At 74.2% G+C, this 17,152-nt stretch carries 15 protein-coding genes; 4 read left to right on the top strand and 11 right to left on the bottom strand.

The window, feature by feature from the left end:
• Window positions 1–22: 22 nt before the first annotated feature.
• The 3 genes from ABZT03_RS10100 to ABZT03_RS10090 all read right to left on the bottom strand — a co-directional run bounded on the left by ABZT03_RS10100 (window position 23) and on the right by ABZT03_RS10090 (window position 3,456).
• Window positions 23–1,348 carry a ribonuclease D gene (locus ABZT03_RS10100; RefSeq protein ID WP_356036160.1) on the bottom strand — a complete coding sequence of 442 codons (1,326 nt, stop codon included), beginning with the start codon at window positions 1,346–1,348 and terminating at the stop codon, window positions 23–25.
• A 201-nt stretch (window positions 1,349–1,549) separates the two neighbouring features.
• The gene (locus ABZT03_RS10095; protein ID WP_054234007.1) at window positions 1,550–2,212 is read right to left on the bottom strand and encodes a response regulator transcription factor; all 663 of its coding nucleotides are present in this window, start codon (window positions 2,210–2,212) and stop codon (window positions 1,550–1,552) included.
• A gap of 578 nt (window positions 2,213–2,790) precedes the next feature.
• Window positions 2,791–3,456 carry a DUF3000 domain-containing protein gene (locus ABZT03_RS10090; protein WP_356036157.1) on the bottom strand — a complete coding sequence of 222 codons (666 nt, stop codon included), beginning with the start codon at window positions 3,454–3,456 and terminating at the stop codon, window positions 2,791–2,793.
• A 145-nt stretch (window positions 3,457–3,601) separates the two neighbouring features.
• Between ABZT03_RS10090 and hemE the strand changes: the two genes are divergently transcribed.
• Window positions 3,602–4,669 (top strand): uroporphyrinogen decarboxylase, encoded by a 1,068-nt coding sequence (hemE, locus tag ABZT03_RS10085; protein ID WP_356036154.1) that lies wholly within the window; start codon window positions 3,602–3,604, stop codon window positions 4,667–4,669.
• Window positions 4,670–4,681: 12 nt separating this feature from the next.
• Here the strand turns inward: hemE and ABZT03_RS10080 are convergent, their stop codons facing one another.
• Complete coding sequence (locus ABZT03_RS10080) at window positions 4,682–5,509, bottom strand: rhomboid family intramembrane serine protease (protein WP_356036151.1); 828 nt, start codon at window positions 5,507–5,509, stop codon at window positions 4,682–4,684.
• Window positions 5,510–5,634: 125 nt separating this feature from the next.
• On the opposite strand from ABZT03_RS10080, the gene ABZT03_RS10075 reads away from it, so the two are divergent.
• On the top strand, window positions 5,635–5,976 hold the full coding sequence (locus ABZT03_RS10075; protein ID WP_356036149.1) for a hypothetical protein: 342 nt from the start codon (window positions 5,635–5,637) through the stop codon (window positions 5,974–5,976).
• Here ABZT03_RS10075 and ABZT03_RS10070 read toward each other — a convergent pair.
• Together ABZT03_RS10070 and ABZT03_RS10065 are read right to left on the bottom strand one after the other, a co-directional pair.
• On the bottom strand, window positions 5,973–7,388 hold the full coding sequence (locus ABZT03_RS10070) for an FAD-dependent oxidoreductase (RefSeq protein ID WP_356036146.1): 1,416 nt from the start codon (window positions 7,386–7,388) through the stop codon (window positions 5,973–5,975). The genes ABZT03_RS10075 and ABZT03_RS10070 overlap by 4 nt on opposite strands.
• A gap of 47 nt (window positions 7,389–7,435) precedes the next feature.
• A complete protein-coding gene (locus tag ABZT03_RS10065; protein ID WP_356036143.1) occupies window positions 7,436–8,413 on the bottom strand; it encodes a DUF4349 domain-containing protein in 978 nt (325 codons plus the stop codon).
• 172 nt (window positions 8,414–8,585) lie between these two features.
• Here ABZT03_RS10065 and hemG point away from each other — a divergent pair, with 172 nt between their 5' ends.
• Window positions 8,586–10,016: a protoporphyrinogen oxidase gene (gene hemG, locus ABZT03_RS10060; protein ID WP_356036140.1), complete on the top strand. Its 1,431-nt coding sequence runs from the start codon at window positions 8,586–8,588 to the stop codon at window positions 10,014–10,016.
• A gap of 5 nt (window positions 10,017–10,021) precedes the next feature.
• On the top strand, window positions 10,022–10,753 hold the full coding sequence (hemQ, locus tag ABZT03_RS10055) for a hydrogen peroxide-dependent heme synthase (RefSeq protein WP_356036137.1): 732 nt from the start codon (window positions 10,022–10,024) through the stop codon (window positions 10,751–10,753).
• Here hemQ and ABZT03_RS10050 read toward each other — a convergent pair whose 3' ends face one another.
• The 5 genes from ABZT03_RS10050 to ABZT03_RS10030 all read right to left on the bottom strand — a co-directional run bounded on the left by ABZT03_RS10050 (window position 10,754) and on the right by ABZT03_RS10030 (window position 17,009).
• Window positions 10,754–12,418, bottom strand: coding sequence for an alpha/beta hydrolase (locus ABZT03_RS10050; RefSeq protein WP_356036134.1), 1,665 nt, complete (start codon window positions 12,416–12,418; stop codon window positions 10,754–10,756). It lies immediately after the preceding gene.
• Window positions 12,419–12,531: 113 nt separating this feature from the next.
• The gene (locus tag ABZT03_RS10045; protein ID WP_356036131.1) at window positions 12,532–13,320 is read right to left on the bottom strand and encodes a TIGR04222 domain-containing membrane protein; all 789 of its coding nucleotides are present in this window, start codon (window positions 13,318–13,320) and stop codon (window positions 12,532–12,534) included.
• 97 nt (window positions 13,321–13,417) lie between these two features.
• A complete protein-coding gene (locus ABZT03_RS10040) occupies window positions 13,418–14,170 on the bottom strand; it encodes a DUF4142 domain-containing protein (RefSeq protein WP_356036128.1) in 753 nt (250 codons plus the stop codon).
• Window positions 14,171–14,276: 106 nt separating this feature from the next.
• Window positions 14,277–16,004, bottom strand: a complete 1,728-nt coding sequence (locus tag ABZT03_RS10035; protein WP_356036125.1) for a DUF692 family multinuclear iron-containing protein — start codon at window positions 16,002–16,004, stop codon at window positions 14,277–14,279.
• Between the two features lie 216 nt (window positions 16,005–16,220).
• Window positions 16,221–17,009 (bottom strand): DUF4142 domain-containing protein, encoded by a 789-nt coding sequence (locus ABZT03_RS10030; protein WP_356036122.1) that lies wholly within the window; start codon window positions 17,007–17,009, stop codon window positions 16,221–16,223.
• Between the last annotated feature and the right edge of the window lie 143 nt (window positions 17,010–17,152).

Below are 17,152 nucleotides of genomic sequence, written 5' to 3'. Positions count from 1 at the left end.
CGGCCCGGGGCCGGGCCGCCCGTTACGCCTCGGGCTCGGGCTCGGGTGGGGCGGGCGCGGCCGGCGGGGCGGGTGCGGTCAACGCGGCCACCAGCACCGGGGTGACCTGCTCGACCTGCCAGGGCCGGGCCCCGTACCCGGTCAGCGCGGCGCTCACCGACTCGGCGTCCACCACCCGCGGCGGCTCCCAGCACACCCGCCGCACGGTGTCCGGCGTCATGAGGTTCTCCTGGGGCATGCCGAGCTGCTCGGCCAGCGCCGAGACCGCCGCCCTGGCCGCCGACAGACGCGCCGCCGCGACCGGGTCCTTGTCGGCCCAGGCGCGGGGCGGCGGCGGACCGGCCACCGGCTGGCCCGGCTGGGGCAGCGCGGCGTCCGGCAGGGCCTTCGCCCGGTCCACGGCGGCCTGCCACTGCTCCAGCTGACGCCGGCCGACGCGGTGCCCGAACCCGTTCAGCCCGGCGAGGACGTGCACGGTGGCCGGGACGGCGAGCGCCGCCTCCACGATCGCCGCGTCACTGAGCACCTTGCCCGGCGACACGTCCCGCCGCTGCGCGACGCGGTCGCGGGTCTCCCACAGCTCGCGCACCACGGCCAGCTGCCGGCGCCGGCGCACCTTGTGCATGCCGGAGGTGCGGCGCCACGGGTCCTTGCGGGGCTCGGCGGGCGGGGCCGCGGCGATGGCGTCGAACTCCTGCCGGGCCCACTCCAGCTTGCCCTGCCGGTCCAGCTCCTTCTCCAGGGCGTCCCGCAGGTCGACCAGGAGTTCCACGTCCAGGGCGGCGTAGCGCAGCCAGGGCTCGGGCAGCGGGCGGGTGGACCAGTCGACGGCCGAGTGCCCCTTCTCCAGGACGAAGCCGAGCACACCCTCGACCATCGCGCCGAGGCCGACCCGAGGGAACCCGGCCAGCCGTCCGGCGAGCTCGGTGTCGAACAGCCGGGTGGGCACCATGCCTATTTCGCGCAGACACGGCAGGTCCTGGGTGGCCGCGTGCAGCACCCACTCCGTGCCGGAGAGGGCCGCACCGAGGCCGGAGAGGTCGGGGCAGGCCACGGGGTCGATCAGCGCGGTCCCGGCGCCCTCGCGGCGCAGCTGGACCAGATAGGCGCGCTGGCCGTAGCGGTAGCCGGACGCGCGTTCGGCGTCGACGGCGACGGGGCCGGAGCCCGCGGCGAACGCGGCGATCACCCGGGCGAGGGCGTCCTCGTCGGTGACCACGGGCGGAATGCCCTCGCGCGGTTCCAGCAAGGGGATCGGCGCCTCCGCAGCAGATCCGCTGTCGTCCGGAGGGGCGCCTCCGGTGGTGCGCAGTGTGCTGTCTGCTGCGGTGTCTTGGGCGTCGGTCACATGTCAAGGGTATCCGTGTATGGACAGCGCCCGCCGACGGAACGTTCCGTCGGCGGGCGCCTGGGGGTCGTAAACCAGTCAGGTCGGTGAAACTTCCGGTTCACGACGGGTGGGGTGCACGGACGGGGAGCGTCGGGCGCTCCTGATTCACGTCCGTGAACTGCGGGTGCGGGGGTGTCGCGGGGGCGGATGAGGTCGGGGTCAGTGGATGATGCCGGTGCGCAGGGCCACCGCGACCATGCCGGCCCGGTCGCCGGTGCCCAGCTTGCGGGCGATGCGGGCGAGGTGGCTCTTGACGGTCAGGGCGGACAGGCCCATCGAGACGCCGATCGCCTTGTTCGACTGGCCCTCCGCGACCAGTCTCAGCACCTCGACCTCACGGCCGGAGAGCTCGCGGTAGCCGCCCGGGTGGCTCGGGGCGCCCGGGGGGCGGCGGTGCATGCGGGCGGCGGCCGAGCCGATGGGGGCGACACCGGGCCGGGTGGGAAGCCCGACGTTGGTGCGGGTGCCGGTGACGACGTAGCCCTTGACGCCGCCGGCCAGGGCGTTGCGTACGGCGCCGATGTCGTCGGCCGCGGACAGGGCCAGGCCGTTGGGCCAGCCCGCGGCACGGGTCTCGGACAGCAGGGTGAGGCCCGAGCCGTCGGGCAGGTGGACGTCGGCGACACAGATGTCGCGGGGGTTGCCGATGCGGGGACGAGCCTCCGCGACGGACGAGGCCTCGATGACGTCGCGTACACCGAGCGCCCACAGGTGGCGGGTGACGGTGGAGCGGACGCGCGGGTCGGCCACGACCACCATGGCGGTCGGCTTGTTCGGGCGGTAGGCGACCAGGCTTGCGGGCTGCTCGAGGAGAACGGACACCAGGCCTCCTGGGTGGGGGACGGGGCCGGCTTGTGGGGATGAAGCCGGGAGGAACCGTATTTTCAAGGTCACAGACGTCTTCGGCACCAAACCCATGGGCCTTTAGAGAATGATCACGATCTGGTGAGTAACAATCTGTGCAATTCGGACGCACGGTCGATCATTCGAAGACCGGACGGTTTCGGTACGAGTCGATACGCGGCCGAAAGTGGCCGTATCGACAAAGAGATGCCCAACGGCCGGTGTGGATGACGGGCTCGGACGAGGGGGTGTGCCGACGGGAGGGGGCGGCTACGGGAGGGGGCGGGCGGCCCGCGACGGTTCCGGTGGCGCGGCGAGCTCGGCGGAACCCGGCGGCTCGACAGGCCCGGCGGCTCCACAGGCCCGGCGGCGCGCGGGCCCGGAGGCGGGGTGGGTCGGTGGTCTTCGTCGTGCGGTCGGCCCGGCGCCGCAGCGTTCCGGTGCCGCCGTGTTCCGTACACGCCGACGGCCGGCCGCGCCGTGGAGGCCGCGGCCGGCCGTGCCGGCGGGTGCGGTGAGCGTGGGCGAACGGGAGGGGCGACGGGCGAGGGGCGGCCTCAGCGGGACTGCGGGCCCCGTCGCTGCGGGAGCGTCACCACCGAGGCGTCACCCGGTCCGGCCGGCGGCAGGCCCGCGATCTGAGCCAGCAGGTCGCACCAGGCGGCCAGGTGGGCTGCCGTGTCCGGAACGCCGCCCAGGCCCTCGCGGGGGGTCCAGGACGCCCGGATCTCGATCTGCGAGGCCGCCGGACGCTCCGACAGACCGCCGAAGTAGTGCGAACTCGCGCGCGTGACCGTGCCGCTCGGCTCGCCGTAGGTCAGTCCGCGGGCCTGGAGCGCGCCGGTCAGCCACGACCAGCACACCTCGGGCAGCAGCGGGTCGGCCGCCATCTCCGGCTCCAGCTCGGCGCGCACCAGCGTCACCAGACGGAACGTGCCGTGCCAGGCGTCGTGCCCGTCCGGGTCGTGCAGCAGGACGAGACGGCCGTCCGCCAGGTCCTGGTCGCCGTCGACGACCGCGGCCTCCAGCGCGTACGCGTGCGGGGCGAGCCGCTGCGGTGCGCGGGTCGGCTCGATCTCGATCTGCGGCCGCAGCCGCGCGGACCTCAGCGCGTCGACGGCCGCCCGGAAGGGCGGCGGCGCCGCACTGCTCGCATCCTTGTCCCCCTCCTTGGTGTCGTCTCCGTCAGCGCCGTCCGACAGTCGTCCCTGAGCCGCAGCCATGCGGGGAAGATTAAGGGGAACGGGGCCTCCGTGCGGGGAGGGACACCCGTGCGAGGGCCGCCTGTCCGGATCACGCCGTCCGGACGGGCCGGGCGGTGCGCCCCGCGGTCCGGCACCGCCGGTACGGCGTGCGAGACTTTTCGTCGTGAGCGCCAACCAGAACCCCGCGGGCAAGCAGCCTTCAGCGACGTACGAGTCAGCCTTCCTGAAGGCGTGCCGGCGCGAGCCCGTGCCGCACACGCCGGTGTGGTTCATGCGGCAGGCCGGGCGCTCACTGCCGGAGTACCGCAAGGTGCGCCAGGGCATCCCGATGCTCGAGTCCTGCATGCTGCCCGAGCTGGTCACCGAGATCACCCTCCAGCCGGTGCGCCGGCACAACGTGGACGCGGCGATCTACTTCAGCGACATCGTCGTCCCGCTCAAGGCGATCGGGATCGACCTCGACATCAAGCCGGGTGTCGGCCCGGTCGTCGAGAAGCCGATCCGCACCCGCGCGGACCTCGCGCAGCTGCGCGACCTCACCCCCGAGGACGTCGGCTACGTCACCGAGGCGATCGGCATGCTGACCCGCGAGCTCGGCGCCACCCCGCTGATCGGCTTCGCCGGCGCCCCCTTCACCCTCGCCAGCTACCTCGTGGAGGGCGGCCCGTCCCGCACGTACGAGAACGCCAAAGCGATCATGTACGGCGACCCGCAGCTGTGGGCGGACCTGCTGGACCGGCTCGCGGACATCACGGCCGCGTTCCTGAAGGTCCAGATCGAGGCGGGTGCCTCCGCCGTCCAGCTCTTCGACTCCTGGGCCGGCGCGCTCGCCCCCGCCGACTACCGGCGCTCGGTGATGCCCGCCTCGGCGAAGGTCTTCCGGGCGATCGAGGGCTACGGCGTGCCGCGCATCCACTTCGGCGTCGGCACCGGCGAACTGCTCGGCCTGATGGGCGAGGCCGGGGCGGACGTCATGGGCGTCGACTGGCGTGTCCCGCTGGACGAGGCGGCCCGCCGCGTCGGCCCCGGCAAGGCGCTTCAGGGCAACCTCGACCCGACCGTGCTGTTCTCCACCACCGCGGCGGTCGAGGCCGCCACCCGCGACGTGCTGGACGCGGCGGCCGGCCTGGAGGGCCACATCTTCAACCTGGGTCACGGCGTCATGCCGGCCACCGACCCGGACGCGCTGACCCGGCTCGTGGAGCACGTCCACACGCACACCGCGCGCTGAGCCGAAGGCCGTTCACCACGTGTGCCGGGGCCGTGCCCTCCTGCCGAACAGCAGGCCGCGCGGTTCCGGCGGCGGCGGGGTGCCGGGCCGCAGCGGCCAGGCGATCAGCAGACCGGCGAGGAAACCGACCACATGCGCCGCGTACGCCACGGTGCCGGCGTCGGACACGCCCTCCCCGGACGAGTAGACCGCCTGGAGCCCGAACCAGAAGCCCAGCACCAGCCAGGCCGGCAGTCTGAGCGGCAGGAACACCAGGAACGGCACCAGGACCCAGACCCTGGCCCTGGGATACAGCGCCAGATACGCGCCCAGCACCCCGGCGATGGCTCCCGAGGCGCCGATCAGCGGGTCGCCCGAGTCGGCGTTGAGCAACGCGAAGCCGTAGGAGGCCGCGTAGCCGCAGACGACGTAGAAGAGCGCGAAGCGCACGTGCCCCATGCGGTCCTCGACGTTGTTGCCGAAGATCAGCAGGAACAGCATGTTGCCCAGCAGGTGCAGCCAGCCGCCGTGCAGGAACATCGCCGTCAGCACGCTCAGCGGCGGGGACTTGTCGTAGCCGGGCGGGCCCACCACGCAGCCGGGCGCCCCCTGCAGGCTGGTCCCGACCTGACCGGTGGGGACCGAGCGCGGCAGCTGATGGTGGATCAACTCCTGGGGCACGGCGGCGTAGTGGTCCAGGAACGCCTGGAGGTGACACAGCTGGGACAGGTCACTGTCGCCCGTCACGGAACCGGCGAGGCCGGGCGTGAACAGGAAGACGAGCACATTCGCGGCGATCAGGGCGTACGTCACCCAGGGGGTGCGGCGCACCGGATTCACGTCATGAACGGGGATGACCACAAGGAAGTAGTGCCCTCATCGCGACCGCCGAACCGGTGAACGGCCGTGTCCGCGCGTGCGTATGTCCTCTCAACCGCCCGCGGCACGGGAAAGGCGGGCCGCGGGGACGACGTGAGGATCAGGCGATGAACGACCGAGTTACTCCTCCGATGCAGGCACTGCCCGACGGCGAGGCGGAGATCTCCCTGGTGGTCCGCCTGCCCTGGGAGGACGTGGCCAGGCTCGGCCAGGAGGCCGGCCGGCTGGCCACCCAGATGCAGCGCCCGGTGACCCTCGACGAGGCGGTGAGCCACCGGCTGCGCTCCGCCCGTTCCGCGGCGCACGCGAAGCCGGCCGGTGAGCAGCCGGCGCCGATGGCCACCGGCGCCATGACCTCCAGTGCCTCGGTGTCCGCGCTGCCGCCCCGCCAGCAGCCCGCCGACCAGGCGCGGCAGGCCATCGAGCGGATCAACGGCACGACGGCCTAAGGGGTTTCGGGCCGGCCCGCGGAGGCCCGTACCTTCGACACGGCTTTGCGGGCCGCCACCAGTACCGGGTCCCAGACGGGGGAGAACGGTGGCGCGTAGCCCAGGTCCAGGCTCGTCATCTGCTCCACCGTCATGCCCGCGGTGAGGGCCACGGCGGCGACGTCGACACGCTTGCCGGCGCCTTCCCGGCCCACGATCTGCACTCCGAGCAGCCGTCCCGTGCGGCGCTCGGCGAGCATCTTCACCGTCATGGGCGAGGCGCCGGGGTAGTAGCCGGCGCGGCTCGTGGACTCGACGGTGACCGTCTCGAACTGGAGGCCCACCCGGCGGGCGTCCTTCTCCCGCAGTCCCGTGCGGGCGATCTCCAGTTCGCAGACCTTGCTCACCGCGGTGCCGACGACGCCCGGGAAGGTGGCGTAGCCGCCGCCCACGTTGGTGCCGACGACCTGGCCGTGCTTGTTGGCGTGGGTGCCCAGCGCGATGTGCCGCTCCTGGCCCGAGACCAGGTCGAGCACCTCGACGCAGTCCCCGCCGGCCCAGATGTTCTCGTGCCCGCGCACCCGCATCGCCAGGTCGGTCAGCAGCCCGCCGTGGGCGCCGAGCGGCAGCCCCGCCGCCCGCGCGAGGGCCGTCTCGGGGCGCACGCCGATGCCGAGCACCACGACGTCCGCCGGGTACTCGGCGTCCCGGGTGAGCACCGCCCGCACCCGCCCGTCGTCCCCGGTGAGCACCTCGGTGACCTCGGCGTCGTCGACCATGGTGATCCCCATGCCCTCCATCGCCGTGTGCACCAGCCGCCCCATGTCGGGGTCGAGCGTCGACATGGGTTCGCTGCCCCGGTTGACGACCGTCACCGCGTAGTCGCGGTTGATGAGCGCCTCGGCCATCTCCACGCCGATGTAGCCGGCGCCGACGACCACCGCGCGCCGGCCGTCCGTGCGGGCCAGGGTGTCGAGCAGCGCCTGGCCGTCGTCGAGGGTCTGCACGCCGTGCACCCCGCGCGCGTCGCCGCCCGGCATGGCGGGGCGGATCGGCCGGGCCCCGGTCGCGATCACCAGTTTGTCGTACGACGTCCACGACTCGGCGCCGGAGTCGACGTCCCGCGCGCGTACCCGCTGCCCGGCGACGTCGATCTCCGTGACCTCGGTGCGCAGCCGCAGGTCGATGTCGCGCGCCCGGTGCTCCTCGGGGGTGCGGGCGATCAGGTGGTCCCGCTCGGTCACGTCCCCGCCGACCCAGTACGGGATGCCGCAGGCCGAGTAGGAGGTGAAGTGCCCCCGTTCGAAGGCCACGATCTCCAGTTCCCCGGGGCCCTTCAGCCGGCGTGCCTGCGACGCCGCGGACATCCCCGCGGCGTCGCCGCCGATCACCACCAGTCGTTCTGTCCCACGGCCCGTCGCGCTCATGCTCATGCGAACACGCTACGGCCGGAGGGCATTTCGCCTCTCGTCGGGCCCGCTCAGTCCGTGTCGCCGCCCTCCCGCGCGGGCTCGGGGCGCGGGGCCGGCAGGGGGCCCGGGACGGCCGTGGCGGGCGCGGTACGGGGGGAGCGGGAGCGGGAGCGGGCGAACCGCAGCCACCCCAGGACGAGCACCGCCGCCACCGCGGCGAACGGCAGGACCGCCGCCAGCGCCACCACGATCCAGCGCAGCATGGTCACGAAGGCGCTCCAGCCGCCTGACAGCGCGTCGGCGATCCCCGGGTCGTCGTCCGCGGCGGCCCTGTGCACCGGTCGTTCGGACAGCGACAGGGTGATCGTGGCCAGGCTGGTGCGGTCCTTCAGGGACGCCTGCTCGGCGAGCAGCGACTCCAGGTTCGCCTCGCGGGTGCTCAGCTCGCCCTCCAGCGTCACCACGTCACTGAGCTTGGTCGCCCGGTCCATGAGCTCGCGGACCCTGACGACGCTGGCGCGCTGCGACGCGATGCGGCTGTCGACGTCGACCACCTGGTCGGTGACGTCGCGGGCCTTCGCGTCGCGGGCGAGGAGCCTGCCCGCGCCCTCCAGGTCGGTGAGGACCTCGTCGTACCGGTCGACGGGCACGCGCAGCACCACGCGCGTCTCCTCGTCGCCCCTCTCGTCCCGGGACGTCGACTCCCGGCCGACGTAACCGCCCGCGGTCTCGGTGGTGGTGCGTGCCTCGTCGAGGGCCTTCGGCACGTCCTTGACCTGCACGGTCAGGGAGGCGGTGCGGATGATCCGGCTCGTGGGCAGCTTCGCCGGCGCGGTGGCCCCGCGGCCGCCCGACTTCCCCGCGCTGTCGGCGGCGGCCGCGCCCTGAGCGCCTTCCTCGGCGTCGCTCCGCGACAGGGCGGCCCCGTCGCCGCGGGAGCCGGAGTCGGAGCTGTCGGCGCCGCCGCAGCCGGCCAAAGCGAGCGCCGACACCAGCAGCAGCCCGGCGAGGGCGTGGACGGGTCGAGTGTGAGTTCGTGCGCGCATGTGGGCGTACCCCCCGGGGTGGTGACGACTGACGCTCCTTCGACGCCCGGGCGGTGCGGGACGTTGGCGTGTGCCGGTCCCGAAGAGGTCACGGTCCGGACTCGCGCCGGACACCACGGCCGGCACGCCGGGGCGCCGACGGGCTGTCAGTGGGGTCTGAGAGGGTGGGGGCATGCGTGATGCGGACACTCGTACGGGCCCGGAACAGGTCGTCGTCGTCGGAGCGGGCATCGCCGGACTGGCCGCGGCCCACCGGTTGGTGCAGCGCGGGGTGCGGGTGACCGTCCTGGAGGCGTCCGACCGGGTCGGCGGCAAGCTGCTGCCCGGTGACATCGCGGGCGCGCGCGTCGACCTCGGCGCCGAGTCGATGCTGGCGCGCCGGCCCGAGGCGGTCGCCCTGGCCCGCGAGGTGGGCCTCGCCGACCGGCTCCGCGCCCCGGCCACCACGACCGCCTCCCTCTGGACCCGCGGAGCCCTGCGCCCCATGCCCAAGGGCCACGTCATGGGCGTCCCCGGCACCGCCGGCGCCCTCACCGGCGTGCTGTCCGCCGAGGGACTGCGCCGCGTCGAGCGGGACGCCGACCTGCCCCGCACGGAGGTCGGCGAGGACGTGGCCGTCGGCGCGTACGTGGCGGCGCGCGTCGGTCGCGAGGTCGTCGACCGGCTGGTGGAACCGCTGCTCGGCGGGGTCTACGCGGGCGACGCGTACCGCATCTCGATGCGCTCGGCCGTCCCCCAGCTCTTCCTGGCCGCCCGAAGTCACCTCTCGCTCACCCAGGCGGTCCGCGACATCCAGGCGAAGGCGGCCGAGGCCCCGCAGCCCGGCCCCGTGTTCATGGGCATCGACGGCGGGGTGGGCGCTCTGCCGCTCGCGGTGGCGGAGTCGGTGCGCGCGCGGGGCGGCGAGATCGTCACCCGCGCACCGGTGACGGAGCTGCGCCGCGAGGCGTCCGGCGGATGGCGCGTCGTCGCCGGCGACCGGGTGCTGCACGCCGACGCGGTCGTGGTGTCCGTGCCCGCGCCGGCCGCCGCCCGTCTGCTGCGTGCCGAGGCCCCCGCGGCCGCCGCCGAGCTCGACGCCGTCGCGTACGCCTCGATGGCCCTGGTCACCCTCGCCTACCGCCGGGGCGACACCGCGCTGCCCGAGGGCAGCGGCTTCCTGGTGCCTCCGGTCGACGGGCGGACCATCAAGGCGTCCACCTTCGCCTCCCAGAAGTGGGGCTGGATCGCCGAGTCCGCCCCGGACCTGGTCGTCCTGCGCACCTCGGTCGGACGGCACGGCGAGTCGGAGATCCTCCGGCGCGAGGACGCCGAGCTGGTGGACGTCTCGCGGCACGACCTGGAGCAGGCGACCGGCCTGGCCGCCACGCCCGTCGAGACCCGCGTCACCCGCTGGGACGACGGCCTGCCGCAGTACCCGGTCGGCCACCACGCGCGCGTGGCCCGCGTCCGCGAGCACCTCGGCAAGCTCCCCGGCCTCGCGGTGTGCGGCGCGGTCTACGACGGTGTCGGCATCCCGGCCTGCATCGCGAGCGCGTACACCGCCGTGGAGCAGCTCACCGCCGACCCGGTGCGGAGCCGGTCCGCGGGCGCGGGAGAATGAGGACCATGAGTGACGACGCCCCCACCACCGAGTCCGGCAGGGTCCCGAACAAGGGCAAGCTGGCCAAGGACCTCAACGAGACCATCCGCTACACCCTCTGGTCCGTCTTCCGGCTGCGGGACGTGCTGCCCGAGGACCGCACGGGCTACGCCGACGAGGTCCAGGAGCTGTTCGACCAGCTCGCCGCGAAGGACGTGACGGTCCGCGGCACCTACGACGTGTCCGGTCTGCGCGCCGACGCCGACCTCATGATCTGGTGGCACGCGGAGACCAGCGACCAGCTGCAGGAGGCGTACAACCTCTTCCGGCGCACGAGGCTGGGCCGCGCCCTGGAGCCGGTCTGGTCGAACATGGCGCTGCACCGCCCCGCCGAGTTCAACCGCTCGCACATCCCGGCGTTCCTCGCCGACGAGACGGCCCGCGACTACGTCAGCGTCTACCCCTTCGTGCGCTCCTACGACTGGTACCTGCTGCCCGACGAGGACCGCCGCCGCATGCTCGCCGACCACGGCAAGATGGCCCGCGGCTACCCGGACGTCCGCGCCAACACCGTCGCCTCCTTCTCCCTCGGCGACTACGAGTGGATCCTCGCCTTCGAGGCCGACGAGCTGTACCGCATCGTCGACCTCATGCGTCACCTGCGCGCCTCCGAGGCCCGGATGCACGTCCGCGAGGAGGTGCCGTTCTACACCGGGCGCCGCAAGTCCGTGGCCGAGCTGGTGGCCGGGCTCGCCTGATCAGCGCGCCGGGGGCGCGGCCGGCACCGTCCGCGCCCGCTCGGTCCGCGCCCTCTGGGTCCGCGTCGGCTCGGGCTCCCGGTGCGGGGCGCAGGCGGCGCGCCGCTCCGGGAGCCGGCCCTCCAGCAGATACGCGTCCAGGTAGCCGTTGACGCAGGCGTTCCGGCCGCCCGCGATGCCGTGCGTGCCGGAGTCCCGCTCGGTCACCAGCACCGAACCCGACAGCCGCCGGTGCATCTCCAGGGCGCCGTCGTAGGGGGTCGCCGCGTCCCGCTCGGCGGCCAGGATCAGCGTCGCCGGCAGCTCACCCGGCCCGGTGCGCACGTCGAGCGGCTCCTGGCGCGGCGCCCGCCAGTAGGCGCACGGCAGGTTCGCCCACACGTTGTCCCAGGTCTCGAAGGGCGCGACCCGCGCGAGCCGGGTGTTGTCCCGGTCCCACACGTGCCAGTCCGTCGGCCAGGCGGCGTCGTTGCACTCGACCGCCGTGTAGACCGCGTTGCTGTTCTCGGCCTCCTTCGCCGCCTCCGGATGCGGACCGGCCTGCTCGATCAGGGGCCGCGGGTCGCCCTTCAGATACGCCGACAGCGCGTGCGCGCGGTGCGGCCAGTAGTCGTCGTAGTACCCGGCCGTCAGGAACGCGCTCTGCAGCTGGCCCGGTCCGACCGTGCCGCCCGCGGGCTTCGCGGCGAGCCGGTCGCGGGCCTTCTCGTAGCCGCGCAGCACCTGCTCCGCGGTGGTGCCCAGGCCGTACACGTCGTCGTGCCGGGCGACCCACGCCCTGAAGTCCGCCCAGCGCTCCTCGAACGCGGCCGACTGGTCGAGGTTGTTGCGGTACCAGACCTGGCCGGGGGCGGGGTTCACCGCCGAGTCGAACACCATCCGCCTCACGTGCGAGGGGAACAGCGTCGCGTACACGGCCCCGAAGTAGGTGCCGTAGGAGGCGCCCATGAAGGTCAGCTTCGGCTCGCCGAGCGCGGCCCGCAGGACGTCCAGGTCACGGGCGTTGTTGAGGGAGGTGTAGTGCCGCAGCGCGGCGCCCGCCCGCTCGGCGCATCCGCTGGCGTACGCCCTGGCCCGGGCGATGCGTTCGCGCTTGTACGCCTCCGAGGGATACGTGGGTGACTGTGCGGGCCCCTTGAAGAACTGCTTCGGGTCCTCGCAGGACAGCGGCGCGGAACGCTCGACCCCGCGGGGGGCATAGCCGACGAGGTCGTACGCCGCCGCGATCCGCTTCCACTCGGGGATCATGCCGACCAGCGGGAAGTACATGCCGGAGCCGCCCGGACCGCCCGGGTTGAAGACCAGGGCGCCCTGCCCCGGCACCCGGTGCTTGCTGTTGTGCGGGTCCTTGTGGGTGGCCGGCGCCCGGCTGACGGTCAGCCGGATCCGCGTGCCGTCGGGGCGCGCGTAGTCGAGCGGGACGGACACCGTGCCGCACTTCATCTCGCCCGGCAGGTCCTCGGCGTCGGGGCAGGTTCCGAAGGTGATCCCGGTGGCCCGGGCCCGCGCGGCGGCGAGCGCGGCGCCGCGCGCTTCCAGCGAGGCCCGGGAGAAGTCGGCGGGGGCGGGCGGTCCCGGCGCGTTCGGGGTGCCGCCGGCCGGGGCGGCGGCGAGGGCGGTCAGCAGCAAGGACCCTGCGGCCGTGTAGAGGGCGGGAGCTCTCATCGGGTGTCCCTTCGGTGCGCGGCGGCGACAGAAGGATGCTTGGTTCGCGCCCGGGGGAAGGCAAGCACCGTCGGCCGGTGTCGCCGCCAGTGCCCCCGTACGCCCCCGGTGCGTCAGTCGCGCCGGGACGGCTCGCGGTGCGCGAAGGCCGCGCGCAGCTCGGGTTCACCCACCGCACGGATCCCGCGGACGGCCACGGAGGCGAGGAAGTTCCGGTCGTCGCCGCCCGCGGTGCGCCTGCTCAGCGTGCCGAGCAGGCGCTGCCCGGCCGGGGACGCCCAGCGCGAGTACGGGTGGACCTCGACGCGCGCGATCGCCAGGCAGCTCAGGGTGAGCGTGAGCGGCAGCGCGAACCACAGGGCGACCAGAACGGAAGGCAGGTCCGACCGGGCCGGCGCCAGCAGCGCGGTGACGCCCAGCGCGAGAACGGCCACCGCGGCGAACCGCACCTGTCGCATCCCGGCCGCCACACTCGTCCGGGCGCCCTCGGGCACGGCGAGCCCGGCGCTGACCAGCCGGTCACCGATGCCGCGCACGGGGTCACCGGCCGCCGCGGCGGCCCGCAGCGGGGCGATGCGGGACTGGCCCTCCGGTCCGATGGCCCCGATCACCGCGCGCTCCAGGTCGTCCCGCCCGCGGGGGTCGACGACGGTCGCCCAGCCGGTGTGGGCCAGCAGCAGCCGCCGCTGCTGTGCCATGGAGACGAGCGTGAGGTCGGCGACCCGGCGGGGGCCGCCGGAGAGGAACGCGGCCTCGTACAGCGTCAGCTCGTGCTGCCGGACGTCCACCGGGGTGTCCGTGCCGCCCTCGTCGGCCGCCGTGCGGACGGCGGCCAGGCACAGCCGGGTGCAGGCGGTGCCGGCGGCGGCCCAGGCGAGCAGGAGAAGAAGGACCCAGAGCATGGGGGATTTCTATGCGACCGGGTCCGGAGATGGCCATGCCCTGTTCACGATCCGGACCGAGCGTCGTCGGTACGTGACGTTCCGCTCGGCCGCCGGGTCAGGGGGCCGACGGCGACGGGAGCGGAGTGGAGGCGGCCGGCGGCAGGGTGTAGCTGGGGCCCGGAGCCGGGACCCCCGGCAGGGCCGAGGCCGGAACGGCGGGCCCGGGCACGGGGGAGGCGCCGCCCGGCGGGGCGGAGGCGGGCGCCGCCAGGTCCCGGGCCAGGGCGTCGAAGTCGACGTACCCGGTGGCCTCCAGGATCTTGATGTGGTCCAGCACGGTGGTGTTCGCGTCGTCGGCGAGGGCGCGCACCAGGACGTTGCCGGTGCCGGCCCGCACCTGGGCGACGACCGAGAACACCCTGCCGTGCGCCAGCCGCAGGATGTTCGCGAACTGCCGGTCGAAGTCCACGCCCCGGGCCGCGTTCAGGGTGGCGAGCCACTGCTTCTGCTGGTCGTTCGGCTCGTTCGGCAGGGGGAGCACGAGCTTCGACGCCACGTCCCGCACCCGCTCGTCCAGGAAGGTGTGGCCCTCCACGAGGTGCCGGCCCGCCGTACGGACGGCCTCCGTGGTGCCCTTCTCCTCGGCCAGTCGGCCGGCGGGCAGTTCCCACAGGCCCGCCAGCCGGACCTTCGTGACGAAGTCACGGTCCAGCGCGGACAGCGGCCCGTACTGCGTCGCCACGGTCTGGGCGTCGCTCAGGACGCGCACGTCGGTACCCGAACGGTCGCTGTAGGACCAGATCGGGAAGATCAGCGCGGCCAGGGTCGCCGTCAGGCCCACGACGATGAGCCCGGTGCCGCTGAACATGCCTTTGCCATGGACGGGTGGTCGCGGTCGCAAGGTGCCTCCTGTCGCGACACCGCACGCGAGTGCGCTCGGGGTGCGGGATTGGCATATTACTGCGGAGTCGCAGTCAACTGCCGTACAGGGGCGAAAGGTTGCTCAGCGGACATTTCGGACGAATCGAAGGGTGTGAGGCGGGGGCGTACGGGGGTAAAAATGGAGGAAGTGTGTGGGGATCATGGTTCTGGCACGCGGAACCGGTCCCGGTGTTAAACCCGGCACACTCAGGTGGCCGGCAGGTGGACGGGCGGGGGCGCCGGGGTCGCCGGCGCAGCAGGACCCGGCGGGTCGCGCGCGCCAGCCGCACCGTCGGCCGGTGCGCGCGCGGCGCGGGGCCCGACCGCTCCAGCCACCACGCGCGCAGCTCCCGGCGGGCGCGCGCGTCCTCGGGGCGCCCGGCGAGCAGCAGCCGCCCGGCGAAGTCCAGCGCGTCGCGGCGGTAGCCGCCGGTCATCGGGGAGCCGTGGGCGTACGCCAGGAAGGCGGGCCGGTAGGCGGGCCCGAGGATGTCCGGGAGTTCGGGCGCGACCTTGGCCACGACGTCCGCCCGCTTCGCGGCCAGCGCCCGCGCCTGGACGCCCAGCCGCACCCGGTCGAACCCCTCGGGCACGGGCGTCCCGGCGACCAGCGAGGACAGCAGCGCGGCCTGCGCGAGAGCGAGGCGCTGACGGGCGGGGGAGGGGTCGGGGTCCGGACCGGTCGCGGGCCGGGCGGGCGGGCGAGGGGCGCCGCCCTCTGTACGGCGACCCGTGCCGACCGGGTCCGCGCCGGCCGGTCCGACTCCCGCACGACGCGTGCGCGTCGGGGCGGTCTCGGCATGGTCCGTGTCCGCGGGGCCGGCCTCCTCGCGATCCGCCTCCGTGCGATCTGTGCGCGAAGAGCCGGCCTCCGTACGATCCGTGCGCGTCGAGTCGGCCTCCGCACGGTCCGTGTTCGTCGGGGCCGGGGCGGCCCCCGCCCGGTCCGCTTCCCTGCGGCCCGCCGACACCGCGGACCCGATCGCCGTCAACTCCCGCTCCAGCTCACCGGGTTCGGGGAAGTTGTCGTCGCGTTCCAGGAGCACCCCGGGCGGGCGGACGCGCGAGGCGAGGTCGGTCAGGATGTCGAGGACCTCCCGCGGAACCGGGTGGGCGTGGCTGTCGTGCCAGACGCCGTCCCGGACGAAGCCGCCCGCGACATGGACGTAGGCGATGGCTTCGAGCGGCAGCTCCGCGAGGGCCTTGGCCGGGTCCTCGCCGCGGTTGACGTGGTTGGTGTGCAGGTTGGCCACGTCGATGAGGAGCCGCACCCCGGTGCGGTCGGCCAGCTCGTACAGGAACTGTCCCTCGGTCATCTCCTCGCCGGGCCAGGCGATGAGGGCCGCGATGTTCTCGACGGCGAGCGGCACCGGCAGGGCGTCCTGCGCGACACGGACGTTCTCGCACAGGACGTCCAGGGCGTCCCGGGTGCGCGGGACGGGCAGCAGATGGCCCGCCTCCAGCCGCGGGGAGGCGGTCAGCGCGCCGCCCGCCCGGACGAACGCGATGTGCTCGGTGACCAGCGGCGAGCCCAGCGCCCCGGCGCGTTCGGCGAGGGCCGTAAGGCGGTCCGCGTCCGGCCGGTCGGCGCCGCCGAGGCCCAGGGAGACGCCGTGCGGCACCACGGTGACCCCGCGCTCGCGCAGCCGCCGCAGCGACTCGGGGAGGTGCCCGGGGCAGAGGTTCTCGGCCACCGCCTCGACCCAGTCGACGCCCGGCATCCGCTCCACGGCGTCCGCGATCTCCGGCCGCCATCCGATGCCCGTCCCCAGTCGCTCCATACCCGTCCCCCTCCTCGGTGTCCTCGGCGCTCTCGGCGTTGTCGGCGTTGTCGGCGGTCGGGGCGTCTCAGGACTCTCGACGTTCTCGCTGCCCGCCGTGCCGCGCCGCGCGCCGTGGCGTGACCGGGGTATGGCCCCGCCGGCGGGGCCCGAACCCCTCGCCACGCACGTTCAGAGCAACATTTGAGGTTCGGGCGGCCGGTGCGCGGCGGGTGGTCAGCCGAGCACGTTGTCGGAGTCCGCCGGCTCGGGCCGCCTGGTCTCGACCGTGCCGGGCGGGGCGGGGGACGGCCGCGAGGTGGTCCGCACCCCTCCGCTCGCCTCGGCCGCCGGCACCGAGGGCGCGACCTGGCCGGGCAGCGGCGCCTCAGGGCCCGTCGGGCTGGCGGTGGAACCCGCGACCAGGTCGTTGGCGATGGCGTCGAAGTCGACCCGGCCGGTCTTCTCCAGCACCGTGATGTGGTCGAGGACGGTCTGGTTGGCGTCCGAGGCGAGCTGTCGCACCAGGGTGTTGCGCGTGGAGTTCCGGACGGTGCCGATGGCGGGGAAGATCTTGCCGTGGGCGGCCCGCAGCAGGTTGGCGAACTTGTACTCGTACGCGGTGCCGCTCGCCTCGGTCATCTCCTGGAGCCAGCCCCGCTGTTGGTCGGTCGGCACGTTGGGCAGCTCGACGTTGAGCTGCGCGGCGATGATCCGTACCCGCTTGTCGAGGTCGGTGTGGCCGACGATCAGATGGTCGGCCGCCTCCTTGATCGCCTCGCTGGGGGCGCGTTCGAGTGCCTGCTGCCCGGCCGGCAGTTCCCACAGGCCGGCCAGTCGCACCCGCACGATGAGGTCGCGGTCCGAGGCGGACAGCGGCCCCCAGGGGGTGCTGACGGTGCCGGCGGCGAGGTTCGCCTCGCCGGTGCCGGAACGGTCGGCGTACGACCACACGGGGAAGGCGAGCGCGCCCACGGTGGCGACGAGACCCGCGATGACGAGGGACGTGGCGTTGATCCGCTGCAAGGGGGCCTCCCGGAGTACCGACTGGTCCTCGGCGCGACGTACTCGGCCGGTGTCAGGAGGTACGAGGTGAGCGCCCGGGATGTTCAAGCGACGGAAAAAAACCTAAACGGCAAGCAAAGTCGCGGGTGTTGACCGAGCCGGAC

Origin of the sequence: Streptomyces sp. NPDC005574 (assembly GCF_040605435.1) — a bacterium.
Classification (GTDB): Bacteria; Actinomycetota; Actinomycetes; order Streptomycetales; family Streptomycetaceae; genus Streptomyces.
Note: the sequence above shows the minus strand (reverse complement) of the source record. Positions and strands in the feature narration are given on the sequence as shown.